Source organism: Nocardia bovistercoris, from assembly GCF_015674855.1.
GTDB classification, from domain to species: Bacteria; Actinomycetota; Actinomycetes; order Mycobacteriales; family Mycobacteriaceae; genus Nocardia; species Nocardia bovistercoris.
Map to the genome: position 1 here is coordinate 687286 of NZ_JADMLG010000001.1, position 23850 is coordinate 711135.

24 protein-coding genes and 2 pseudogenes are annotated in these 23850 nt (G+C 66.8%); 8 read left to right on the forward strand and 18 right to left on the reverse strand.

All coding sequences use genetic code 11. The features are described 5' to 3' along the window. Positions 1–49: 49 nt before the first annotated feature. Complete coding sequence (locus tag IT779_RS03120) at positions 50–1621, forward strand: MFS transporter (protein WP_332838624.1); 1572 nt, start codon at positions 50–52, stop codon at positions 1619–1621. Here the strand turns inward: IT779_RS03120 and IT779_RS03125 are convergent. From IT779_RS03125 to IT779_RS03155, 7 genes are all read right to left on the reverse strand, one after another. Beyond that, positions 1575–2390: a mycofactocin-coupled SDR family oxidoreductase gene (locus IT779_RS03125; protein WP_196147554.1), complete on the reverse strand. Its 816-nt coding sequence runs from the start codon at positions 2388–2390 to the stop codon at positions 1575–1577. The genes IT779_RS03120 and IT779_RS03125 overlap by 47 nt on opposite strands. A 213-nt stretch (positions 2391–2603) precedes the next feature. Then, entirely contained in the window at positions 2604–4028 is a 1425-nt protein-coding gene (locus IT779_RS03130; protein ID WP_196147555.1) for a cytochrome P450, read from the reverse strand. A gap of 17 nt (positions 4029–4045) precedes the next feature. Continuing rightward, positions 4046–4237, reverse strand: coding sequence for a ferredoxin (locus tag IT779_RS03135; RefSeq protein WP_196147556.1), 192 nt, complete (start codon positions 4235–4237; stop codon positions 4046–4048). A gap of 35 nt (positions 4238–4272) precedes the next feature. After that, a complete protein-coding gene (locus IT779_RS03140; RefSeq protein WP_196147557.1) occupies positions 4273–5136 on the reverse strand; it encodes a mycofactocin-coupled SDR family oxidoreductase in 864 nt (287 codons plus the stop codon). 26 nt (positions 5137–5162) lie between these two features. Continuing rightward, on the reverse strand, positions 5163–6629 hold the full coding sequence (locus tag IT779_RS03145) for an aldehyde dehydrogenase family protein (protein WP_196147558.1): 1467 nt from the start codon (positions 6627–6629) through the stop codon (positions 5163–5165). Positions 6630–6996: 367 nt separating this feature from the next. Further along, complete coding sequence (locus tag IT779_RS03150) at positions 6997–8169, reverse strand: acyl-CoA dehydrogenase family protein (RefSeq protein ID WP_196147559.1); 1173 nt, start codon at positions 8167–8169, stop codon at positions 6997–6999. 30 nt (positions 8170–8199) lie between these two features. Beyond that, a complete protein-coding gene (locus IT779_RS03155; RefSeq protein ID WP_196147560.1) occupies positions 8200–9258 on the reverse strand; it encodes an acyl-CoA dehydrogenase family protein in 1059 nt (352 codons plus the stop codon). Positions 9259–9583: 325 nt separating this feature from the next. On the opposite strand from IT779_RS03155, the gene IT779_RS03160 reads away from it, so the two are divergent. From IT779_RS03160 to IT779_RS03170, 3 genes are all read left to right on the forward strand, one after another. After that, a complete protein-coding gene (locus IT779_RS03160) occupies positions 9584–10384 on the forward strand; it encodes an enoyl-CoA hydratase (protein ID WP_196147561.1) in 801 nt (266 codons plus the stop codon). A 23-nt stretch (positions 10385–10407) separates the two neighbouring features. Continuing rightward, positions 10408–10779 carry a nuclear transport factor 2 family protein gene (locus IT779_RS03165; RefSeq protein ID WP_196147562.1) on the forward strand — a complete coding sequence of 124 codons (372 nt, stop codon included), beginning with the start codon at positions 10408–10410 and terminating at the stop codon, positions 10777–10779. A gap of 238 nt (positions 10780–11017) precedes the next feature. Further along, entirely contained in the window at positions 11018–11632 is a 615-nt protein-coding gene (locus IT779_RS03170; RefSeq protein ID WP_196147563.1) for a TetR/AcrR family transcriptional regulator, read from the forward strand. A gap of 34 nt (positions 11633–11666) precedes the next feature. On the opposite strand, the gene IT779_RS03175 is transcribed toward IT779_RS03170, so the two are convergent. The 3 genes from IT779_RS03175 to IT779_RS03185 are packed head-to-tail and all read right to left on the reverse strand — an operon-like array spanning position 11667 to position 13608. After that, positions 11667–12383: a TetR/AcrR family transcriptional regulator gene (locus IT779_RS03175; protein ID WP_196147564.1), complete on the reverse strand. Its 717-nt coding sequence runs from the start codon at positions 12381–12383 to the stop codon at positions 11667–11669. A gap of 32 nt (positions 12384–12415) precedes the next feature. Continuing rightward, positions 12416–12718: a hypothetical protein gene (locus IT779_RS03180; protein WP_196147565.1), complete on the reverse strand. Its 303-nt coding sequence runs from the start codon at positions 12716–12718 to the stop codon at positions 12416–12418. A gap of 5 nt (positions 12719–12723) precedes the next feature. Next, positions 12724–13608 carry an alpha/beta hydrolase gene (locus IT779_RS03185; protein WP_196147566.1) on the reverse strand — a complete coding sequence of 295 codons (885 nt, stop codon included), beginning with the start codon at positions 13606–13608 and terminating at the stop codon, positions 12724–12726. A 365-nt stretch (positions 13609–13973) separates the two neighbouring features. On the opposite strand from IT779_RS03185, the gene IT779_RS03190 reads away from it, so the two are divergent. Further along, a complete protein-coding gene (locus tag IT779_RS03190; RefSeq protein ID WP_196147567.1) occupies positions 13974–15584 on the forward strand; it encodes a class I adenylate-forming enzyme family protein in 1611 nt (536 codons plus the stop codon). A gap of 5 nt (positions 15585–15589) precedes the next feature. Here the strand turns inward: IT779_RS03190 and IT779_RS03195 are convergent, their stop codons facing one another. From IT779_RS03195 to IT779_RS03205, 3 genes are all read right to left on the reverse strand, one after another. Next, entirely contained in the window at positions 15590–16330 is a 741-nt protein-coding gene (locus tag IT779_RS03195; RefSeq protein ID WP_232541356.1) for an SDR family NAD(P)-dependent oxidoreductase, read from the reverse strand. A 186-nt stretch (positions 16331–16516) separates the two neighbouring features. Continuing rightward, entirely contained in the window at positions 16517–17107 is a 591-nt protein-coding gene (locus tag IT779_RS03200; protein WP_232541357.1) for a TetR/AcrR family transcriptional regulator, read from the reverse strand. A gap of 190 nt (positions 17108–17297) precedes the next feature. After that, complete coding sequence (locus IT779_RS03205; RefSeq protein WP_196147569.1) at positions 17298–18053, reverse strand: TetR/AcrR family transcriptional regulator; 756 nt, start codon at positions 18051–18053, stop codon at positions 17298–17300. Between the two features lie 532 nt (positions 18054–18585). Between IT779_RS03205 and IT779_RS03210 the strand changes: the two genes are divergently transcribed. From IT779_RS03210 to IT779_RS03220, 3 genes and pseudogenes are all read left to right on the forward strand, one after another. Then, a complete protein-coding gene (locus IT779_RS03210; protein ID WP_196147570.1) occupies positions 18586–19587 on the forward strand; it encodes an alpha/beta hydrolase in 1002 nt (333 codons plus the stop codon). After that, a complete protein-coding gene (locus IT779_RS03215) occupies positions 19584–20534 on the forward strand; it encodes an SDR family NAD(P)-dependent oxidoreductase (protein WP_196147571.1) in 951 nt (316 codons plus the stop codon). The genes IT779_RS03210 and IT779_RS03215 overlap by 4 nt, the downstream gene beginning before the upstream one ends. Before the next feature lie 148 nt (positions 20535–20682). Then, positions 20683–21065: pseudogene (locus IT779_RS03220) on the forward strand (acetyl-CoA C-acyltransferase); the annotation flags it as partial. Between the two features lie 171 nt (positions 21066–21236). Here IT779_RS03220 and IT779_RS03225 read toward each other — a convergent pair. From IT779_RS03225 to IT779_RS03240, 5 genes and pseudogenes are all read right to left on the reverse strand, one after another. Continuing rightward, on the reverse strand, positions 21237–21656 hold the full coding sequence (locus IT779_RS03225; protein ID WP_196147572.1) for a nuclear transport factor 2 family protein: 420 nt from the start codon (positions 21654–21656) through the stop codon (positions 21237–21239). Continuing rightward, positions 21649–22425, reverse strand: a complete 777-nt coding sequence (locus tag IT779_RS03230; protein ID WP_196147573.1) for an enoyl-CoA hydratase/isomerase family protein — start codon at positions 22423–22425, stop codon at positions 21649–21651. The genes IT779_RS03225 and IT779_RS03230 overlap by 8 nt, the downstream gene beginning before the upstream one ends. A 62-nt stretch (positions 22426–22487) precedes the next feature. Then, entirely contained in the window at positions 22488–23132 is a 645-nt protein-coding gene (locus IT779_RS03235) for a TetR/AcrR family transcriptional regulator (RefSeq protein WP_196147574.1), read from the reverse strand. A gap of 96 nt (positions 23133–23228) precedes the next feature. Next, a pseudogene (locus tag IT779_RS37410) lies at positions 23229–23400 on the reverse strand (acyl-CoA dehydrogenase family protein); the annotation flags it as partial. A gap of 20 nt (positions 23401–23420) precedes the next feature. After that, a complete protein-coding gene (locus tag IT779_RS03240) occupies positions 23421–23837 on the reverse strand; it encodes a VOC family protein (RefSeq protein WP_196147575.1) in 417 nt (138 codons plus the stop codon). Between the last annotated feature and the right edge of the window lie 13 nt (positions 23838–23850).

Here is a 23850-nt window from a genome sequence, read left to right on the forward strand (position 1 = left end):
ACTGTCTACAGATAGCATCGTGTCGTCATCTGTGAATCGAGTCTTCGTGGTGAGTCGTGTGAAACTGTCGGCGGAGCCACCGAATCGACTGCTGACCGTCGTGCTGTGCATGTCGGGCGTGATCGTGGCGCTGCAACACACCCTCGTGGTTCCGCTGCTCGGCGAGTTCCCCGCACTGCTCGGCGTCGACTTCGCCAGTGCGAGCTGGCTGGTGACCGTGACCTTGTTGACGGCCTCGGCCGCCACGCCGATCCTGTCCCGCCTCGCGGACATGTTCGGCAAGCGCCGCATGATGCTGGTGTCGTTGGCGACGATCGCGGCCGGTTCGGTCGTCGCCGCGGTCGGGGGGACGTTCCCGGCCGTGCTCGTGGGGCGTGCGTTGCAAGGACTCGGATCGGCGCTGGTGCCGATCGGCATCGCCATCCTGCGCGACGAACTGCCCGAGGAGCGGGTGCCGGGCGCGACCGCGATGATGAGCGCGACGCTGGGAATCGGCTCCGCGCTCGGACTTCCACTGCCCGGAGTACTGTACGCGCACCTGGGCTGGCAGGCGATCTTCTGGTCCTCGGCGCTGGCCGCCGCCGTCCTGTTCGTCGCCATCCTGGCGGTGGTGCCCGAATCGCCGGTTCGGACGCCGGGACGCTTCGACATCGGCGGAGCGGTACTGCTCTCGATCGCGCTCTCGGCGCTGCTGCTCGGCATCTCGAAGGGCGGAGCATGGGGGTGGACCAGCGACCACACCCTCGGCGCGGCGATCATCGCGCTGCTCGCCTTCGGCGTGTGGTTCCCCTACGAGCTGCGGGTCAAGCAGCCGATGGTCGATCTGCGCACATCGGCGCGACGGCCGGTGCTGCTCACCAACATCTCCGGGTTGCTGTGCGGCATCTCGATGTATGTGAACATGCTGACGACCACCCAGCAGTTGGCGGCGGGCAGGGACACCGGCTACGGATTCGGGCTCTCCGTGCTCGCCGCGGGGCTGTGCATGGTGCCCGCCGGTCTGATGATGGTCGTCTTCGCGCCGGTATCGGCACGGATGATCGAGCGCGTCGGCGCGAAACACACATTGTTGATCGGTACGGGGGTGCTCGTCGTCGCCTACGTGACCAGGGTCTTCCTGACCGGATCGATACCGCTGATCGTGCTCGGGGCGATGTTCGTCACGGTCGGGACCGCGATCGCCTACGCCACGATGCCGATGCTGATCATGGGATCGGTGCCCGTCACCGAGACCGCCTCGGCCAACGGCCTGAACACGCTGCTGCGCTCGGTGGGCACCTCGATCTCGAGCGCGATCATCTCGGCGCTGCTCACCACCGTCACCATGCGGGTCGGGGGCAGGTACGTCCCGACGCTGGGCGCCTTCGAACTCGTTTTCGCGCTCGGCGCGCTGACGGCGCTGGCGGCCATGGCGGTCGCGGCGCGCATTCCCCGCACGGCCGGTTTCGCCGCGGCCGCGAACAAATCGGCCGACGACGAAACAGCCGCGAACGAATCGGCCGAGCCCGACGCGATCGCGGGCTCGGCCGATGAACCGGCACCCGACGAACTGGTCGGGCCGGGGGTCGTGCGTATCAGAAGACCGTCGTTCCCCCGTCGACCGAGAACCGCGAGGCGGTGATGAACTTGGATTCGTCCGAGGCCAGGAACGCCACCATGTGCGAGATCTCCTCGGGCTCGGCCGCGAACTGGTTGAGGAAGGTCATCCCCATCTGCGCCAGTCGGGGATTCGACGCCGCGGTCTCCTCCAGGCGTTGCTGCATACTGCCCGACCCCATGGGCGTGGCCACCCCGCCGGGGTGCACGGTATTGACCCGGATGTCGTGGTTGCCCAGCTCGGCCGCGAACGCGCGCGCCATGCCGACGAGTGCGTGCTTGCTCGTGGTGTAGTGCACCATGAAGGGCTGCATCTTCACCCCGGCGGCCGAACTGATCAGGATGATCGACCCGCCGCCGCGCGCGATCAGATGATCGGCGCCCGCCATGACCGTGTTCCACACACCGGTCACGTTGATGTCGAGGACGTCGGCGAAGCTCGTCGGCGTGATCTCGTTCCACGTCTCGGGAATGCAGATGCCCGCGTTTGCCACGATCACATCGAGGCCGCCGAACTGTGCGACACCCTCTTGCACCACCGCTTTCATGGCATCGAGATCGCGCACGTCGCCCTGCACCAGGTGCGCCTCGCCGCCTTCGGCCTTGACGAGGTGACGTGTCTCCTCGAGATCGGCCGGGGTGGCCGAGTCGTAGGGGACCGCGCCCGGCAGCGGGCCCGCGAGGTCGATGCCGATGATCCGCGCGCCTTCGCGCGCCAGCCGGACGGCGTGCGCCCTGCCCTGTCCCCGTGCCACGCCCGTGATGAACGCGACCTTGTCGTCCAGTCGTCCCATTTCCTTCTTGCTCGCTTCCGATTCGACGATGGGAGTACGCGCGGCCGATCACGGGATCGGCGGGGCCGCCGGGGCCCCCGGCCCCCCCCCGCCCCCCCCATCACCGCCGATTCGCCTTTGGGAGTCCGCGCGGCCGATCACGGGATCGGCGGGACAGCGGTCGCCGAGGCCGACCGCTGTCCCGCCGATTCCCGAGTCCGCGCGAAGGCGGCCTCAGATCTGTGCCGCGGCTTTCTGTTTGGTGATCGGCTCGGCCAACCGCTGCTCGTCCACGACGCGCTGCATCCGCGCGATCGTGTCCTGCAAGCCGTCGCCGACCCGCGCGCCCGGCGTGAAGGTCGCGGGCAATTTCTGCATGCCGTTGATGATGCCCACCGACGGATAATGCATCGCGCCCGCCGCGTCGCACACGTAGTCCGGCATCCGCTCGAGCACCTGGGTCAGCATCCGCTTGAACAGGTTTCGCGCCACGTTCGAGCCGATGCACCGGTGCACCCCGAGTCCGAAACTCGTGTGCCGGTTGCCGGTCCGGTGCAGGTCGACCTCGTTCGGATCGGGGAAGATCTCGGCATCCCGATTCGCCATCGCCCAGGACAGCCAGAGCCGATCGCCTTCCCGCAACTCGACGCCGTCCACCACGGCATTCCGCGCGACCGTGCGCCCGTTGCCCTGCGCCGGCGTGTAGAAGCGCAGGAACTCCTCGGTGGCCGAGTCGAGCATCGTCTCCAGATTCTCGCTGAGCTGCTCGCGCTGTTCCGGATGCTGTGACAGCCATTCCAGCGCGTGCGCGGAAAGCGCCGTCGTCGTGTCGAATCCGCCGCCGATGAGCAGTTGGCACGACCCGAGGACATCGGCCTCGGAAACCAGCTCGCCGTTTCGGGAGAGCGTGTTCAGCGCGTTGATGAGGCCAGGCCGCGGCTGGGTGCGGATCTTCGCGATCCATTCGCCGAGATGGGCGTCCGCGGCCATCATCTTCTGCATGACGTCCATGATCGCCGGCGAGGTCGGATCGGTGTACACCTGGGCGTGCACCGGCTCGCAGAAGATTTCCCAGTCCGCCAACGGCATTCCGAGCAGGCCCATCGTCAGCACGGCGGGCACGATATTGGCCAGATCATCGATGAAATCGATACGGCCGGTCTCGATGACCTCGTCGATGCACGCGCGCGTGAGTTCGTCGATCACCGGCACCCAGCGCGCGACGGCGGCGGGTGAGAGGTACGGATTCAGCTGCTTGCGGAAATCCTGCTGTTCCGGCGGGTCCATCTCGATGAAACCGCTGCGAACGCGGTTGTCGTCGTAGCCGGGGATGAGAATTCCCTTGTAGCCCTTCCGTTCGCCGTTGCCGTCGTAGTCGCTGGACAGCAACTCGGCGTCGCGGGCGACCGCGAAGACCTTCGGCATATCGCTGGCGACCCAGTAGCCGCCGTAGGAGTCCGACCACGCCATCGGGCACTTGCTGTGCAATTCGGCGGCGCGCTCGACGAACGAGTCACGAAAATCGACCGTGTGCCGCTCGAACTGGATGGGGCAGCCCTTGGTGCCGAAGGCACCGTCGGTCGCAGTGCCGGGGGCGCCGTCTGTTGCAGTGCCGACGGCGCCGTCTGTCGCAGTGCCGGGAGCGCTTTCTGTAGCCATAGTGATTCCTCGGTCGATCACAGTTCGGATATGGCGCGCTCGGGGCACGACTGGATGGCGTCACGGACTCGGTCGACCTGATCCGCGGGAACTTCGGCGTCGATCGCGGTGGCGTGGCCGTCGATCTCGTCGAGGACGAATGCGTCGGGCGCGGCCATCCAGCACAGCGTGTGTCCCTGGCACAGGCCGGGATCCACTCGAACCTTCATATCGGTGTCCTTCTACTTCGGCTGCGGAGCGGCGACTACGGGTGGTAGGCGTAGGACTTGAGGTAGGAACCCCCGTCGACCCGCAATTGCAGGCCGGTCACATAGCGCGACTCGTCCGAGGCCAGGTACACGATCGCGTTGCTGATGTCGACGGTCTCCACCCACGGAATCGGCATGGCCTGCTGCGCCGGGAACGCGACGACCGCGTCGTCCTTGGTCGGGTTCTCGAGATCCGGCCGGAACACCCGGTACATGGCATCCGATTGCAGCATCGCGGTGTTGACGTTCGTCGGGTGCACGACATTGGCCCGGATCATCTTCGGCGACAACGCGCGCGCGAGTTCGTGCATATAGGCGGCCAGACCCGTCTTGGCGACCATGTAGCCCTGACCGCCCGGATCCGCGCCCGGCTCGGCGACCTGGTCGTTGGGCAGGAACGCCGCCGCCGACCCGGTCGCGATGACCGACCCGCCCGCCTTCAGATAGGGCAGCGCGGCGTGCACGGCGTTGAGCACGCCGATCAGATTGACATCGAGCACATCGATCCACGCCTGCACGTGTTCTGGGGACAGCATCGGCGCGATACCGGCCTGCGCGACGACGATGTCGAGGCCGCCGAATTCGGCGACGCCCGCTTTCAGCGCGTCCTCCAACTGCGCACGCTGACGCACGTCGGCCTGGTGCGTCACGATCCGCCGTCCGGTCTTCTCGACCAGGCGCGCCGTCTCGTCCAGATCCTCCGGCCGCGACAGCGCGTAGGTGTTGGTCTCGATGTCACGGCACAGGTCGACCGCGATGATGTCGGCGCCCTCTTCGGCGAGCCGAACCGCATGGCTGCGTCCCTGTCCTCGGGCCGCGCCGGTGATGAAGGCGACTTTGCCTTCGACTCTTCCACCCATTGTTCTCTGCTCTCCGATCGTTTCCGTCAGCCCGCGATATGCGGATAGGCGATTGTCTTGAGTTCGAGGAATTCCTCGAGGCCTTCGGTCCCCCACTCGCGTCCGAGCCCGCTCTGCTTGTATCCGCCGAACGGCGCGGACACGTGGAAGGACCGGCCGCCGTTGACATCCACGGTGCCGCTGCGCAGGCGTCGCGCGATCCGCATCGCACGCTCGTGATCCGGGCTGAACACACCGGCGGCGAGACCGTAGATGGTGGAATCGGCGATGCGGACGGCGTCGTCCTCGTCGCGGTAGGACAGGATCGTCAGCAGCGGGCCGAACACTTCCTGCTGCGGCACCGGCGACATCGGATCCACGTCGGTGAGCAGCGTCGGCTCGACCCAGAAACCCTTCTCGTATCGGTCGCCCGCGTTGCCGCCGAGCACCACGCGCCCGGTCTGCTTCGCGATGTCGTAGTACCGCAGCACCGATTCGTGCTGGCGCTTGTTGACCAGCGGGCCCATGATGTTGGCCGGGTCGGTCGGGTCGCCCCACGGGATCATCTTCATCGCCTCGGTCATGACCTCGACCAGTTCGGCATGGCGCCGCTCGGAGACGAGCAGCCGCGTGTAGGTGGTGCAGCCCTGGCCCGCGTGGAAGCCGATCATCATCGCGAAACCCTGTGCGAGCGCGCCGAAATCCGCGTCGTCCAGGACGATCGCGGGCGACTTGCCGCCCAGCTCGAGGGTGACGCGCTTGACCGTCGATGACGCCGCCGCCATCACCTTCTGCCCGGTTCCGGTCGACCCGGTCAGGGTGATCGCGTCCACGGCGGGATGCGAGGTGAGCAGTCCGGCGACCTCGTTGTCGGAGGTCGACACGACATTGAAGACGCCCGCCGGGATGTCGGTCTCGTTCGCGACGATCTCGCCGAGGACCAAAGCGCTGTACGGAGTGTCCGGCGCGGGCTTGAGCACCACCGTGCAGCCCGCGGCCAGCGCCGCGGCGACCTTGCAGATGTTGAGGTACAGCGGCACGTTCCACGGGGTGATGACGCCGACGACACCCGCGGCCTCGCGACGCACGATGCGTTGCGACGGCGGGTCCTCGCCCGCGAACAGCGGCACCTCGCGTTCCCACTCGTAGCCGTCGATCAGGTCGATGTAGTGGCTGATGAACTCGATACAGTCGTTGAGCTGGATGCCGTAGGTGGTCATGACCGGTGCGCCGACCTCGGCCACGATCATCGGCCGCAGCGATTCCGCGGACTTGCGCAGCCCGTCCTGGAATTGGATGAGGCAGCGGCGCCGGAAATCCGGGTCGGTCGACCACGAGGTCGTGTCGAAGGCGCGGCGCGCGGCCAGGATGGCTTGTTCCATCTGTTCGGCGCCCGCGTCCGGCACGGTGCCGATGACCTCTTCGTTCGCGGGATTGATGTTCTCGAAGACCCGGTTGCCCGTCGCGGCCGTGAACTTCCCGTCGATGAACAAGAGGTGATTCGGTGCTGTCATTGGTTTTCCTGATCTGTCTGCGTGCCGACGGGAATGTCGTTGGGCGAGATAGTCGTTGGGTCTCTGCTGCCAAAAGCATGCGGATTTGGTCCGACACTGAGACCTGAATCACTGTACGGTATCTTCATTCATTCGCCTACACAAGTCAACCTGCAAAATGAACGGCTATTCATTTCAGGATGCGGCCAGGTCGCGGCGGGTCACGCCACCGCCGGGTCGCCTACACGTCTTCGATCGCCTCGGACGCGGCTTCTCACGTCACACCACCGGCTTCGACACGCACGATACATGCGAATGAACAGTCAAATATCGAGATCTGATAGATCTACATGAATTTGAACATAGATTCATAAGAAGGTGCGCGCACTCAGCCCGCTTTCGGCGGCCGCGGCAACCCGAGCGTGTGCTGGGCGACGACATTGCGGGCGATGTCGGTGGTCCCGCCGTAGATCGCGGTGCCCTGCGCGTAGCGGTGGCCCCACTCGAAGATTCCGTCCTCGACACAGCCACGCGCGCCGCGGGAAAGCACGGCGCGCGGCCCGATCATGTCGAGCAACTCGGCGCTGCGCTGGATGAGTCGCTCCGAGGCGAGGATTCGCCCCATGGACCCAGGCGCGCTCCGCATCAGTTCGAGATCGATCACGATCTCCGACAACAGGGTCGCCACAATCGGGTCGTCGATCGGTTCAACGCCGTCCGTCGCAGGGGTCCGCGCCCACTTCGTCGCGTGCCAGAGCAGCGTCCGCAACGTCTTTGCGTACACCATCCCGTTGTTCAACTCGTCCAGCCCGTCGGCCTCCTGATTACCGTGCTCCGCCTGCAGCGCCGAGGCGAGAACCTGCCACCCCTGGTTCTCCGGGCCGAGGCGATACTCGTCATCGATGAACACGCCGTCGTAGAAAACCGCGTTCGTCCGTTCGCCGCCGACGGTGTGAATCGGCCGGATCTCGACGCCGGGCCGATCCAGCGGCACCAGGAAGATGGTGATGCCGCGATGTTTCGGCGCCTCGGGATCGGTCCGCGCGACCAGCATCGTGTACTGGCAATTGTGCGCTCCGGTCGTGAACATCTTGGCGCCGTCGATGGTCCAGTCGGAACCGGTGCGGACCGCGCGGGTGCGGACACCGGCCAGGTCGGAGCCGCCGTCGGGTTCGGTGTATCCAAGACACATGCGGACCGCACCGGAGGCGACGCCGGGCAGAACCACACCCTTCAGCGTTTCGCTACCCACCGCCTCGACGACACCGAGTACGAGATGGGTAGTGCCGTAAGTGATTCCGGGGACGTCCCAGCGGTCCATCTCCAGTTGCAGAATCCGATTCGAGACGGCGTCGAGTCCCGCACCACCGCGTTCCCGGCTCCACGTCGGCGTGATCCACCCGCGCTGCCCGAGCGCCTTGTGCAGCGCCTCGTTGTACCCCGAGCCGGTTCGCCGCTCCTGTTCATAGACTTCCTCGGTCGCGTTGACCTCGAAGAACTCGTCCACCGAGTCCCAGAATTCGCGCTGCTCACCCGTGAGATCGATGCTGCTGAAATCCATCGTGCTTCCTCCCGTGTTCCCGAAGTTCCCTTACAACGCCCGCGCGACGGGCAGGACGGCGCCCGCGGCGCGCACGTCGTCGGCCAGCGGCCCAGCGACCAGCGGCCTGCCTTTGGCATGCCGGAAATGCAGGGTCATATCGGATTCGGTGGTGAAGCCGAATCCGCCCTGGACGTGGATGCCGACCTTGGTCGCCTCGACCGCCGCGCGCACGCAGGACACGTACGCGGCGGGAAACAGCTCCGGCGCGGCATCGGGCTCGTACTCCGCGAACCACGCGGCCTTGCGATTCAGATTCCGGCTCGACTCGACCAGGGTCGCCGCGTCGACGAGCGCATGCGAGATCGCCTGGAAGGTGCCGATGAACTGCCCGAACGCCTTGCGCGAATTCGCGAACTCCACCGCGAGTCGGACGGCCTCTCGACCGGACCCGACCAGGGCCGCCCCGCTGAGCAGTTTCCACAGCCGGACCGCCCGGTGGTACGCCGTGACCACCTCGGCGCCGCGAGCCAGCACCCGCCGGTCCGGCGATTCACGCAGGTCCAACCACGCGAGCGGAAATCCACCGATATTCGGCTCCCGGTGTACCTCGCCGGGCGCGGGAACCAGGATCAACTCGTCGCCGTCGAGCGCCAGGACGAGGTCCGCGACCGCGCCCGCGGGCACGATCTGGCGTGCGGCCCGGTGCGCCGGTCGCAGCGCGATCGTCGCGATGCGCGCGCCGTCGATGATCGACGGCAGCGGATCGTCCGGCCCGGCCTGCACCGTCTCGGCGACGAGCCGGGCGGCGACGACCGATTCCACGAGGGGTATCGGCGCCAGGCGCGCGCCGTGCTGTTCCGCGACCAGGACCAGGTCGATCACGGTGGCGTCGTCACCGCCGCGCGATCCCGGCACCGCCATGGTGAGCGCGCCCATCTCCGATGCCTTGTGCCACAGCGAACGGTCGAACCCGCTCTCGGCCGCGCGCACGACCGCACTCGGCGACACGGCCTCGAAGAAGTCGGCGAAGGCTTCGCTGACCGCCCGCTGATCGGCGTCCAGTGCGTAGTCGTTGCGACGAAGTGTGTGCGCGAGGCCGTCCGCCATCGCCACCACCCTTTCAACCAGGTATCGAAATAATGAATCATTATTCAAGCAGATGAACTGTATGATGAACAGGAGGATGAGCCACTTTTCCGAATGAACCACTCTCCGAGATGGACTACGCGAGCCCGCTTGACACACGCCTACATGAACCACCTCGTAGACAACTGAACGATGGTTCGGATATGTTCGTTAGGCCCGTACGGGCGATCCGGTGCGTATCCACTACTCCACGGCCAGGGCGCGCCATGGCATCGCGACCGAACAGCGGCAGGCGCGGATGGGATGGCCCGGAATTCGTCCCCCGCGCACCGACGAATGGAGAACAATGTCCGACGAACTGGTCACCTACGAGGTGTCCGAGGCGATCGCCGTCATCACGCTGAACCGCCCCGAGGTCGCGAACGCCCAGAACGCCGAGTTGCTCACGCGCCTCGACAGCCTGTGGACAGCGGCGGCCGAAGACCCCGAAGTGCGGGTGATCGTGCTTCAGGCCAATGGCAAACACTTCTCCGCGGGCCACGATATCGGCGGCACCCGCGGCGAACGCTCGGAGAAGTGGACGCTCGCCGATGTCTACGCCTACGAAGCTCGCCAGTATGTCGGATACTCCCTGAAGTGGCGGAATGTCCCGAAACCGTCCATCGCGGCCGTGCAGGGCGTCTGCATCGCGGGCGGGCTGCTGCTGGCATTGCCGTGCGATCTGATCGTGGCCGCGGACAACGCCAAATTCTCGGATCCGGTCGTGGCCATGGGCATCGGCGGCGTCGAGTACCACGGACACACCTGGGAGCTCGGGGCGCGCCTGGCCAAGGAGATTCTTTTCACCGGCCGCTCGGTCGGCGCCGAAGAGGCGTTGCGGGCGGGCATGGTCAACCGCGTCGTCCCGCTCGACGAATTGCGAACGGAAACGCGGCAACTCGCGCTCGAGATCGCGAGCAAGCATCCGTTCGCCCTGCGAATGGCCAAGCGCGCGGTGAATCAGACTCTCGACATCCAGGGATTCACGACGGCCGTCCAAGCCGTTTTCGACATCCATTCGGTGGGGCACGGCCATGCGATCTCGGAATCGGGATACCCGGTACTGACGGGCCTGGACGGCATGAAGAAGTCGATTGCCGCGAAATGAGTGAGACGAAGGAAGCATTCGACATGGACACAGCCGCAGTGCACAACCTCATGTCCCGATACGGACGCTTGATCGATCTACGCCGCGCGGAGGAATGGAGCGAACTGTTCGTCCCCGAAGGTTCCTTGCAGATCGGGAACGATTCGCCGATCGTCGGGCGCGCCGCACTGGCCTCGTTCGCCGAGGGCACACCGGCGGGGACGCACATCACGAGCATTCCGGAGCTGCGGGTGGAAGCGGATCGGATAATCGCCTCCACCGGCTGGCTTTTCGTCTCCCGATCCGAAGGCCGTTCCCCGTCGGGGTTCTACCACGACGAGATCCGGCCGTCCGACTCCGACGGCAAGGTGCTCTTCATCAGCCGAAGGATCGAGATCCTCCCGCAGGGTTCCTGACCGACCGCGTCGGTAGCCCATATTTACCCACGCACATTTTCGTCACATGACGAACTGCTCGGCGTCGAACCTTCGGCCCTGGCAACTCATCGATGCCATCGCACCGACGAGATCGCCCGCGAGCGGACGCCGCGGGCCGCCGTGCACACGGCGACGAGCACGTTATAACCTGAGGGCGATTCGAAATCCGCCGCCCTCCACGCGGCCGCGAGCCACGACGACTGGAGGCCTGCACCGGATGGGTCGCCCGAAGATCCCCTTGGTCGAACGCACCGAAGTGATCACCACCGCACTGGGCATCATCGACAGCGAAGGGCTCGCGGCGCTCAGCCTGCGCAGGCTCGGTACCGAACTCGGCGTGACCGGCGCCGCGCTCTACCACCATTTCGCCGACAAGGAGGAGATCCTGCGCGGCGTCGCCGAGCTGGTGATCACCCGCGAGGTGATTCCGCGGATGGTCGGCGCCACGTGGGAGGAATACGTCCTGCAATCGGTCCAGCGTTATCGCAAAGCCCTGCTGGCCCATCCCAACGCCGCCCCGCTCATGCAGCCGCACGGGCAGCAGGCGCTCAACAACCTCCCCCGCGAATACATCGTCACCCTGATGCTCGAAGCCGGAGTGCCGGAACATCTGTGCTATCCGATCCTGGACAGCATGGAGCTGATGGCCTTCGCCTCGGCGATGATGAATCCGCGCAATCTGCCCGCGCAAGAACGCCTCGAGGTGCACGGCCGAAATCAGACCAACCTCAGAAAAATTCTGAAGGCCACCCTGAAATCGGCTGAGCAACTGTTCCAACTGGAGTTGGAAGCATTGATGACCGGGTGGAAGACGTTGATCGAAAACGAGTGAGGCGAACTCGCGCGGCGGCCATGGCCGTGAACTCTCAGTCCGCGTTCTTGCGCGGGCGGGTACTGAACGTGTCGGATACGAACTCGATGAATTCGTCGGCATCGGTCGGCCACCCGTCCGCGCCCGAACTCTCGGCCACCGTGGTCACCAGGATGAACGAGGTGACCACCGCGAAATACAGGCGCGCCAACGCGACAGGCGAACCGGGCCGCACCGTTCCGGCTTCCTGGCCGCGACCGATCACCTCGGTCAGATAGGCGAGCACCCGCTCGTTGTAGTGGAACCACGCCTCGGGAATCACCGCGCCCCTCGACCTGGCCATCCTCGATATCTCCGCGGACAGCACTCCCCACGCGGGATGGGCCAACGCGTGCTCGATCTGGATCTCGGCGAGTCTGGCCAAGCGTTCGTCGGCGGGCACATCATCGGGAACGAGGTTCTGGATCGACTCGATCCCGATGCTGTGACGCATCAGAACCTGTTCGTAGAGCAGATCTTTGCTCTCGAAGAACGTGTATATCGATCCCACCGAGAACTCGCATTCGGATGCGACGTCCTTCAGGCTGGTGTCGTGGTAGCCGCGCTCGGCGAAAAGTCTCTCGGCGGTATCGAGGATCTGCTCGCGCGACATATCGATACGCCGCTGCCTGCGCAGCTCACGCGGGCTCGGCGCGGCGCCGTCGCCTTCGGCTGCCGCCGTCGCCGCGCCACTCGTCAGGTGCTCGCCCGTATCGGCACTCGTCTCGCCCATTTCGACGACCTCCGTGGTCGGGCGCGCGGCCGTCAGTCCGACGCGGGTAGCGGCTTGGGCGTCTTCAGGACCAGCGCGACGCCGTCGACCGCGAGCGGACCGGCGCCCGGCGCGACACAGAGCACCTCGACCAGTCCGGCCCCGTCCTCGTAGCGCTTGCCCATCTCGAGCGCCGCACCCGCCGCGGCGGATTCCGACGCCGTTACGGTGTCCCCTTCGCGCGCCATCGGCTCTCCGGCACAGGCGATCTCGATATCGCCCTGCGTCCGGATGACCATGACCTGCGCGCTGGATCCTCGGCTGCGCAACCGTTCTCCAACCTTGTATTCGGCCATCGGGTTCACACCACTTTCTCGTTTCGGCCCGCACCCTCGCGGGCGGGCACGCATTCGTCGACGAAGGCCAACACCCTCGCGTGGTAGTCGCACGCGGTGACGCCGACACTGATGTTGTGTCCCGCGCCGCGCTCTTCGGCGGTCAGCACACGGGGCGACGCGGTGAACAGTTCCGCCATCGAGGCGAGTCCGCGCGGCGGCGCTTCCCACCATTTCTCGTGCTCGGCCAGGCTGATGCGCACGGGCACGGCGACGTGGGGCGCCAGTGCGGGAAACAGCGCGGGCCAGCGCGCGCCGTCCTCGGTCTCGTGTCGCGGCAGTTTGCTGAAGACCGTCGGAATGTCCAGGTACAACTCGGTCGGCTCCCAGAACAACTCGCGCGCGAGTTCGCGGGGAAGCGGACGGGGTGTGCCGACCTGCTCCTCCGGCAGCCTGGCGACGACATCGGACGGATGCAGGATCCCGGTGCCCGACAGTTCGATGCCGAGCCACTCGGCCCCTCGGACGTCAGCGGCCATTCGCATCGTCAGCACGCAGCCGATCGAATGTCCGACCGTGAAGACGCCGCTCCCCCTGCCGTGCGCGGCCGTCATGCGGTCGATGACCTCGAAGGCGAGATCCACCTGTCGGGCAGGCGACACTCCGTCGCCCAGTGCCTCGAACGACGGACCGTAGCCGGGCCGGAACGGTGCGATCACCGTGTAACCGGCCGCGGCGCCCGCGCGCAACAGCGAGTGGCGCGGATGCCCCGGCGCGTCGAAGTAGTGCGGCGACACCGCGCCGCCGTGCATGGCGACGATCACGGCGCGCGGATTCTCGACCCGCGCGACGAGTCCCCCCATCGGGATCCCATCGACCGTCTCGATGAAAGACTCGACAGTCGCGTCCATCTCTCCACCTTCGCTCGACCAACGCACCCATCCGCCCCCGGATGACATACCGGCACCGGACACGAAGCCTTGACTTCGCATATCAGTCATATGAGCAGTGGTTCAATTTTTTGACTGTACCATCAAGATCCACGATCGCGACCGAGATCAACCATTGCCGCCAACTCGGCAATGCAATATCGTAGATCGCAATGCCACAAGAGTGAACGCCCGCTCAATATTTTTCCCCGCTAGTACGTCGCGACTGCCCGACGAACACCACGACCACTTCGCAGCCGACATGTCGCGCGCGGGCGCACCGCGGCCGGGTAGGGATCACCCACCATCGGGTTCATCGCGCCGAAGGCGAAAGGACAAGCAGAGCAATGACTTCGGATTCAGCCCCGGACCCCGCAGGCGACCGATCCGTAGCCGTCACGGCGACACGACCGCCGACCGAGGCCACCGCCGCACAGTATCGACGGTTGGGATACTGGTCGGCGCCGCGACCGCGCTCGGCCGAGCACCGCGAACTCCGATCCGGCGCGGACCGCACCGCACTCGTCGACAACCGGGGCGGATGGTCCTACCGACACCTCGCCGACGTGGTCGCCTCGACCTGCGCCCGGATGTCGGCGGCCGGCATCGGTCCCGGCGACGCGGTCCTGATCGTGGCGCCGCTGAGCAACGCCGCTGTCGCGGCATACCTGGCCGCGACCAACCACGGCTGCGTGGCGGTACTGCTCGATCGACGCTGCGGCGCGTCCGATCTCCGGCACGCACACGCCGCGACCCGGCCGCGCCTGACGCTGGCCCGCGCGCACGATGCCGAATCGCTGCGACTGCGGGAATACGGTCCCGTGCTGACCCTCGAGGAGATCTCGACCGTGTCGGCGGGCGCCGAGATCGACGATCCGACCCTCCTCGATTTCGACGCCGCGGCCGTGGTCATGTTCACCTCGGGGACGACCGGAACGCCAAAGGGCGTCGTGCACAGCCGCAACACCCTGCGCTGCGGATCGGCGAATATGGCCGAGGCACTGCGTTTCGGCGCCGACGACATCCCTTTCCTGTCGACTCCGCTCGCGAGCATCACCGGCGTCGTCCAACTCCACATGACACTCAGCGCGCACGCCACGCTGATCCTGGAGGACGCTTTCGACCCGGTCTCCTCGGCGGCGCGCGTTCGCGAGCACGGCGCCACGGTCATCGGCGGCGCGCCGGTCATCCTCGAGCAGTTGTTCGCCGAATACGAGCGGCAAGGACTGCGCGGCCTGCCGTTGCGCTCGATCGCCGTCGGCGGCACCGCGATTCCACACCACCTGATCGACACGGCGGTCCGGCGATACGGCATCGAACCGATCCGGGTCTACGGTTCGACGGAGGTTCCGTTCTCGACGTGCAGTCCGGTGCACCGGGACGCCGCCGCGACCGAGTCCGACGAAGGGATGCCGCTGCGCGGCGTCGACATCGCGATCCGCGACGACGTCGACCACGAGTTGCTGGTGCGTGGACCGCACCGGTTCCTCGGCTATCTCGACCCCGACCACAACACCGACACCTTCGACGGCGAGTGGGTGCGAACGGGCGATCAGGCCCGCATCACCGCGGGACGGCTGGCCATCACGGGACGGCTGAAGGAGATCGTCGCCCGCAAGGGCATGAAGATCTCGTTGGGTGAGATCGACGCGGCGACAGCCGTGCTGCGCGACATCGGCGAATGCGTGGCCTACGGGGTGCCCGATCCGGAAACCGGCGAGCGGCTCGTGCTCGCCCTCCGATGCAGTGCGCCGACCGCACCCGAACTCGCCGAGATCACCGGCCGACTGCGGCAGTCCGGACTGGCGAAATGGAAGTTGCCCGAGCAGGTCGTGCTGTGGGACGAGCCGTTCCCCCGCACCGAGAGCGGCAAGATCCAGCGCAAGGAGGTCGCGGCCCGCGCGGCCGGAAGGCCGACGCTGCTGACGCCGCGGCTGCGCGACCCCGAGCGCGCGTAGATCGTTCAGCCGAACAAGGACTGGCCGCCGTCGACGGTGATCTCGGCGCCGGTGATGAACGTCGCCCGGCCGGACACCAGAAAGGCGACCGCGTCGGCGATTTCGGCGGGATCGGCCAATCGCCGCGCGGGCATGGACGCCGCCAGTCTGCTCTGCACGTCGTCGGCGAGCATCGGTGTCGAGACCGCGCCGGGCAGCACCGCGTTGACGCGGATCCGGTGCGGCGCGAGTTCGGCCGCGGCGATCTGGGTCAGACCGCGCAGCGCCCATTTCGACGAACCGTAGGCAGTGTGATTCGGGAAGGGCCGCAGCGCACCCGTACTACACGTGTTGACGATGACCGGATCGGTGGCGGCCCGCAGTTGCGGCAGCGCGGCACGCATGCCGTGGAACGCGCCGAGACAGTTGACGCGCCACAGCCGTTCGAAGCCATCGGATGTCTCGTCCTCGAGCGGGCTGCGATGCAGAATCCCGGCATTGTTGACCAAGGCGTTCAGCCCGCCGAAGCGCTCCACGGTGGCGGCGACGGCCTCGGCCCACTGCGATTCCGACGTCACGTCCAGCGCCAGCGCGAGAATCTCCTCGTCCGCCGACGCGGCGACCGCCTCCCGCAGCAGGTCCGCCTGGATATCGCAGGCCGCGACCGCGAGCCCGTCGGCGCGCAGCCGCCGCACTATGGCCAGCCCCTGCCCCCTGGCCGCACCGGATACCAGAGCCACCCGCCGCGGGGTCATCGAGTCCGACATCGTTCTCCATTCCGGCGACGGCGCCGCATCGGTGTCGTCAGAGCCTCGATGACACCGCGATGGTCGCCTCCGCTTCGCCATAGCCGTCAATATTCTGAACAGCCATTCAAGCAGATGGCATCGCACTTGAAAAGATGAACTTCCAGTGGCTGCGACTCCGCAGGTCAGCGGATCGTCGCGGCGAGGCTAGGCGTTCGCGTCGTCGGGCCCCGCGGCCTCGGCCAACTGGTTGAACCCTATGACCAGGGCATTCACGTCATCGCTGATGGCGAGGGCGTAGGACCGGTCGCCGTAGGCGCCCGCTACCCAGCGGCGGGTGCCGTCGCTGACCACGGCCTGCGTCAAGGTCGCCAGGTGCCGGACGTCGACGCGCTGGGAGAGCTTCCCGTCCGCCCGCGCCCGCTCGAAGAGCTTGCCGAACAACGGCGACATCCGCTTGTACGGTTTGAGCGACGCTTGAGTTCGATGTTCCTGCCGGGTCGCCTCGAGCACGGCTTCGATGATCAACTCCGGCGGGTTGAGACGCAGCTCTTTCTCCAGGACGGTGAGCGCGGCGACGATCACGTCCGCCAATTCATAGGGTTCCCGGAGCCGCTGCTCGATTTCGATCTGCACGTCTCTGGTCGACTGCGCCCCCAGCTCGAACAGCAGATCCTCTTTGCTCGGGTAGTAGAAATAGAACAGCGCCTCGGACACCCCCGCTTCGCTGCTGATATCGGCGACCGTGGTGGCGGCGTATCCGTTCTTGCGCCACAGCGCTACCGCCGCCCGAACCAAGGCGTTCTTCTTCGCATGCGATCTTGCTGGTTGAGGGTTCGTCCCCGACTGGCCGACGCCAGAATTCGAGGACGGATTTCCTGCTGACATAGACGTCGATCATACTGGTCAGCGGGTTTCCACGACCCCGCTTCGGCCAGGTGGGCGAGAGTGGACAACGGCCGGTTCGGGCTCGCCGGACGGCCCGCGGTCAGCCCCCGATCACGTGCCGGGGGCGGGCGCTGAAGGTGTCGAAGACGAATTCGAGGAACTCCTCGGTGTCGGTCGGCCAACCGTCCTCGTCGGTGGTCTTGGCCACGGTGGTCACCAGGATGAACGACGTCACCACGGCGAAGTACAAGCGCGCCAACGCGACCGGAGAACCCGGACGCAAAGTGCCGTCGGCTTGTCCACGCTCGATGACCTCGGCGAGGAATGTGAGAACTCGCTGGTTGTAATGGATCCACGCTTCGGGAAGCACCGCGCCGCGGGATCGGGCCATCCGCGAGATCTCCGCGGACAGCGTCCCCCACGCCGGATGAGCGAGGGCGTGCTCGATCTGGATTTCGGCGAGCCCGACGAGCCGCTCGTCGGCGGGCACATCATCGGGAATAAGGCCCTGAATCGATTCGATCGCGATACTGCGGCGCATCAATACCTGCTCGTACAGATCGTCCTTGCTGTCGAAGAACGCGTAGATCGAGCCCACCGAGAATTCGCATTTGGAGGCGACTTCCTTCAACCCGGTGTTGTGATAGCCGCGCTCCGCGAAGATTTCCTCGGCGGTGTCGAGAATCTGTTCGCGGGACATCTCGATGCGCTGCTGCCTGCGCAGCTCGCGGGGACTCAGCACCGATGACGCCGATTCGGCGTCGCCGTCTCGCGCGGCGACAGCGGCGGGTTCGGCGATGCCGTTGTCCGCATCGGCCTTCGCGCGTCCGTTCGTACCTGCTCTCGACTTCGCCATTACCGCTCTCGCCCGCTCCCTACCAATGAGACACCCAGTCGCTCGAATGAGCGAATCACCGCGAACTGGTCTGAACCATCGTTAGACATGATGAACACAGCATACTTCGGCGCGAATCGCCATATCGGCACCCCCGCAGCGAACAACGGTAGCGGCCGAATCGTCACCGACATCCCCCTGAGGCCCGGCCCGGCCGAGAGCCACCCGAGACGCACCCGAAATGAACCCTTGTTCAGAATTGTGACTCGATGTTAATGTCAACTACACGATAGGTCTCTTCGATGTAATCCGTTTCACCAGGCCGCACCCGTGACCGCAAGACCGTCTCACCCCGTTGGCCCGGACCAGAGAAACCACATCCGTGAGCCCACAGCCGGATTCCGGTATCCAAGGCATGGTTCGCGGCCGTCTCGCGTCCCAGCGGTCGAGACAAAGCGACGAAGGAGCAAGCATCGACCGCTGGGACGCGAGACATCAAGGGCCGCGAACCCGCGGCGCCGAAGGCGACGCAGAAGAGACAGAGAGAGCGACGATGAATTCCGACTCCCGGCCGAGCCGTGATCTGCTCGACCCCGAGATCGCCGCCGCGATCGGCGCGTTCCCGGCGTTCGAACTCGGCCCGAGCACCATCGACGCGGTGCGCGAACGGCTGCGCTCCCGGATGGCGGCGGCGCCCGATGGCGCACAGCTGTTTCCGGCCGTCGATCGCACCGAGCGCAAAGCGCCGGGCCTCGAGGACGAACCCCAGGTCCGCGTCCTGTACTACGCACCGAGGGAACGGACCGGGCCCGCACCCGCCCTGGTCTGGCACCACGGCGGCGGCTATGTGATGGGGAGCGCCGATGACGACGACCTCACCTGCCGTCGAATCGCGCTCGAGACGGGCGCGGTGGTCGTATCGGTCGACTACCGGCTGGCGCCGGAAAGCCCGGCGCCAGGACCGCTGAACGACAGCTACGCCGTCCTGAAGTGGTTGCACGACAACGCCGCCGAGTTCGGCCTCGACCCGACGCGCATCGCGGTGGGCGGGACCAGCGCGGGCGGCGGAATCGCCGCCGCGCTCGCCATCCGCGCCCGCGACGAGGGCGATCTTCCCGTCTCCTTCCAGCTGCTGATCTATCCGATGCTCGACGACCGCACCGCCCGCGGCGCCGCACCGCACCCGCAGATCGGCGCCGCGGTCTGGACGCCTTCCGACAATCTCTACGGTTGGACGTCCTATCTCGGCCACGAGCCGGGAATCGACGGCGTGCCCGCCTACGCCGCACCCGCCAGGGTCGACGACGTCACCGGCCTGCCGCCCGCGTTCCTCTGCGTCGGTGCGCTCGACCTGTTCGCCTCCGAGGACATCGAGTACGCGAAACGGCTACTGGAACAAGGCGTTCCCACCGAGTTGCATGTGCACCCCGGCGGACCGCACGGCTACAACATAGTGCCGGGCAGCAGACTCGCCCTCGTCCACGCCCGCGACTTCATCGACGCACTGAACCGCCACTACCGCGCGAGCGCGCCGGAACGGGAGACCGCCGAATGAGCGAGACGACACTGGACTACACCGGGCGGGTCGCCATCGTGACCGGTGCGGGACGCGGGATCGGGCGGGCATACGCCGAACTGCTGGCCGAGCGCGGCGCGAAGGTCGTCGTGAACGATCTCGGCGTGGCGATGGACGGGCACTCCGACGCCGAATCCCCCGCCATGGCCTGCGCCGAGGCCATCGTGGTCGGAGGCGGCACCGCGGTGCCGAACACCTCCGACGTGACCACCGCCGAAGGCGCTCGGGCGCTGGTCGCGACCGCGATGGACACCTTCGGCGGGCTCGACATCGTGGTCAACAACGCGGGCATCTTCACCAACGACGCGTTCCCTGAGATGGACGACGAACTGTTGCGCAGGCAGTTCGCGGTCCACATCGAAGGCTCGTTCCAGGTGACCCGCGCCGCATGGCCGCACTTGACGGAAGCGGGCTACGGCCGGGTCGTGCTCACGACCTCGACCAGCGCGCTCGGCGCCGACAACACCGTCGCCTACGGCGTCGCGAAGGCGGCGGTGCTCGGACTCGGGCGCAGTCTCGCGCAGGTGGGTCGGAAATCGGGCATCAAGGTGAACATGGTCGCGCCGATGGCCTTCACCCGCATGATGATCGCCGGAATGGTCGACGCCGGGATCGAGGCGCCCGACGACATCGCCGACCGCGGCCCCGATCTGGTGGCGCCGCTCGTCGCCCTGCTCTGTCACGAAACCTGCCCGGTGAACGGGGAGGTGTTCGTCAGCGGTCTGCGGCGCGTCGCGCGCATGTTCATCGGCGAGACGATCGGATACACCCATCCCGGCATCGACCTCACCCCGGAAATCGTGGCGCGCGAATGGGATTCGATCATGCGCACCGACGGGTTCCGGCTGCTGCCGGACACGATGCGCTGGAGCGTCATCAACGAGAAAGAACTCGCGAACACCCCCTTGCTCGCACCGGGCATGTAGCACCGACGCGCCTGCGACACAGTCGGCGAATCGAGGAACAATGAGACGCGGTCATCGTCAGCGCGGTCCGCACTCCCATCGGCACCGCGCGCAAGGGGGCGCTCGAGGACACCCCCGCCGAGGAACTCGCCACGTGCGGGAGCACGATCTCACCGCCCTCGGCCGGATCCGCGCCTGGTCCTCGGTCGGCGTCGACCCGAAATACATCGGCGACGGCGGTCCGGCCGCCATCGGCCCCGCCCTCGAGCGCGCCGGACTCACCCCCGCCGGACTCACCCGGTCCGAGGTCACCCTCTGGGAGATCAACGAGGCATTCGCGTCGGTCCCGTCGCCGCGTGCCGTGAGCTCGGAATCGACGAGAGCATCGTCAACATATACGGCAGCGGATGCAGCCTCGGCCACCCGATCGCCGCCAGCGGCGCCAGGATGCTCACCACCCTCACGCACGAATTGCGCCGCCGCAGCGGCGGTATCGGCGTCGCCACCATGTGCGCGGGCGACGGACAGGGCGGCGCCGTCGTCATCGAAGTCCGAGTGCGGCCTCCGAGAGCTCAGCGGCCACCGGGAGCTCGGCGGGGCACCAGCGGTTCGGCGGGGCACCAAAGGCTCGGCGGGGCACCAAAGGCTCGGCGGGGCACCAAAGGCTCGGCGGGGCACCAAAGGCTCGGCGGGGCACCAGGAGCTCGGCGGGGCACCGGGAGATCAGGGCTCGGTGGCCCAGGCGCCCTCGTCGTTCATGAACCGGGTCTCCATCCGGGTGATCGTCCAGCTCTCGTCCTCGCCCCTGAGCATCCGCACGTCGTAGCAGGCGAGTCGATGCGGGGCCCGGTCGGCCGGGAAGAACACCAGTTGCATGGTGACGTCGACGCCGTCCGGGCGCGGCGTCACCGTGGCACGTCCGGCCAGGTGCACGCCCTTGGGCGCCGAGGCGAACATGCGGCGGATCCGCGCGCGGCCCGCGAACACCCGACCGTAGGTCACGAACTCGGCGTCTTCGGCGAACAAGGCCGCCGCACCGTCGACATCGTCGAGATCCAGGCGCAGCGCGTAGGCCGAGAGCACATCGTCGACGGCTCGGCGGTCCTCGATGGTGAGCGCGAGCCGATCACGGGACTCAGGCACGGGAGCGGCCGATCATCGCGGTGAGGTTGCGCTGGAAGGCCGGCTCGTCGAACGAATTCGTCTCGGCGGCGAGGATATCGTCGAGGGCCGCGTCGATGCGCGCCACCAACGGCTGATTGAGCACCCTGCGCGTCTCCCGCAACGCCTGCGGCGGCAGGTTCGCCAGTTTTCGCGCCAGCTTCTTCGCCTCAGCCACGGCCTCGCCGGGGGCGACCACTCGATTCGCGAGACCGAACGAGAACGCTTCGTGCGCCGCGATCCTGCCGCCGAGCAACAGCCATTCCTTGGCGCGCTGCACACCCATGTTCAACGGCCAGGTGAGCGCGCCGCCGTCACCGGCGACCAGTCCGAGCGAAACGTGCGGATCGGCGAAGTACGCGTCCTCGGTCATCACGACCAGATCCGACAGGGAGGCCAGACTGCATCCGAGTCCGACGGCGGGGCCGTTCACGGCCGAGACGATCGGCACCGGGAGTCCGGTCATATCGCGCACCAACATGGCCGCCTCGGCCATGATCCGCGCGCGCAGGTCGAGATCGCGGGTCATCCGGTCGAGCAGCGGCAGATCCCCGCCCGCGGAGAACGCCTTGCCCGCTCCGGTGAGCACGACCGCGCGCAGGTCCGAACGCGTGGCCAGTTCACTCCACACGGCGGCGATGGCGCCGTGCAGCTCTTCGTTCGCCGCGTTCAGCGCGTCGGGACGGTTCAGCGTGACCAGTCCGACACCGTCGTCGTCCTGTTCGATCAGCAGGACAGAACCTGCGGCCATGGGCACCTCCTCGCACCGGACATCAGCCTGCCAGAAATTATTGGTCGACGTCAATAATGAAATTATGAGCCCGCGCTCGGACGCTTCGCCCGCACGACGTCCCCGTCGAGGCCGAGCGAATTCGCCCACAGCAAGGTCAATTGCTCCACGGCCACCTCGAGGTCGTAGGAGCCGCCGCCGATGAACATGTTCTCGGCGAACCTCGCCACCATTCCCCCCAATGCCAATGCCGCATAACGCTTGTCGATCCGCTGGTCCGCTGAGCCTTCGGCCTGCAGCCGCGCGATCGCCGATTCCAGGCGGACGCCGAGATAGTCGTCGCGCTTGGTCCGCACCGCGCGCACGTCGTCGTCGTATCGGCTGACCTCCTCGATCACCCGCATGATCTTGGCTTCGCGCCGATAGGCGAGCAGATACGAACGATTGGCCGCACGGATCCGGTCCACCGGGCTGCCCCTGTGCTCGCTGTCGTGCCCGATATCGTCCATCGACACCAGCCGAACCTCGACCTCTTCGGCGATCTCACGGAACAGCGATTCCTTGGAGTCGAAGTAGTGGTAGAACGACCCGTGCGACACCTCGGCACGCGCGGCGATATCGGTGATCCTGGCCTGGAGGAACCCGTCTCGTTCGAAGACCTCCTTACCCGCCTCGAGCAGACGGGCGCGAGTACGGCGGCCCTTCGCCGAACGCGGCGCGGAATCCATCTGAACTCTCCTCTCCGGCATGTGCCCGACCGGACACGCCGATCCGCAGCGTAGCGATTGTCTCGCCCATCGCCACATCACCGCGTCGCGTCCGACCCCGGCGGGCATACCACCCTGTTCGGCCGAGCCGCGTAGGCGACCGACTCGCCCGAGCCGCGCCGCGCCGAACCGACCGCGAGCGCGACGATGTGAACACGACCGCGCGCAGGCGAACTCATTCCTCGCTGCCGCCGACCAGGGCGGCCGATGGCACCCGCACCGAGCCGAACGCCGCGACCGGTCGGCCCGCTAGACGGACGACGCCCGCGAAGAGATCTGCTGCACTGCCCAACTGTTGCCGTCCGGATCCTCGAAGAAGACGAACCCGACGTTGTCGAGAGGATCCGGTGTCGGCGAGGGATTCTCCCCCAGCACCTGGACCTCGGTGACCGCCACGCCACGCGCCACCAACTCCTCGTGCGCCCGCTTGATATCGGGCACCACCAGTTGCAGCCCCTTCACCGAACCGGGTTCCATCTTCGGAACCGCACCCGCACCGATGACGATGGAGCAGCCGGAGCCCGGCGGCGTCAACTGCACGATACGAACACCTTCGCCCGCCCGCGTGTCGTGATCAACGACGAATCCCAATTGCTCACTGTAGAAAACCTTCGCCCGATCGATATCCGACACGGGGACGATGACGACCTCGAGAGTCCAGTTCACGACACTTCCTTCC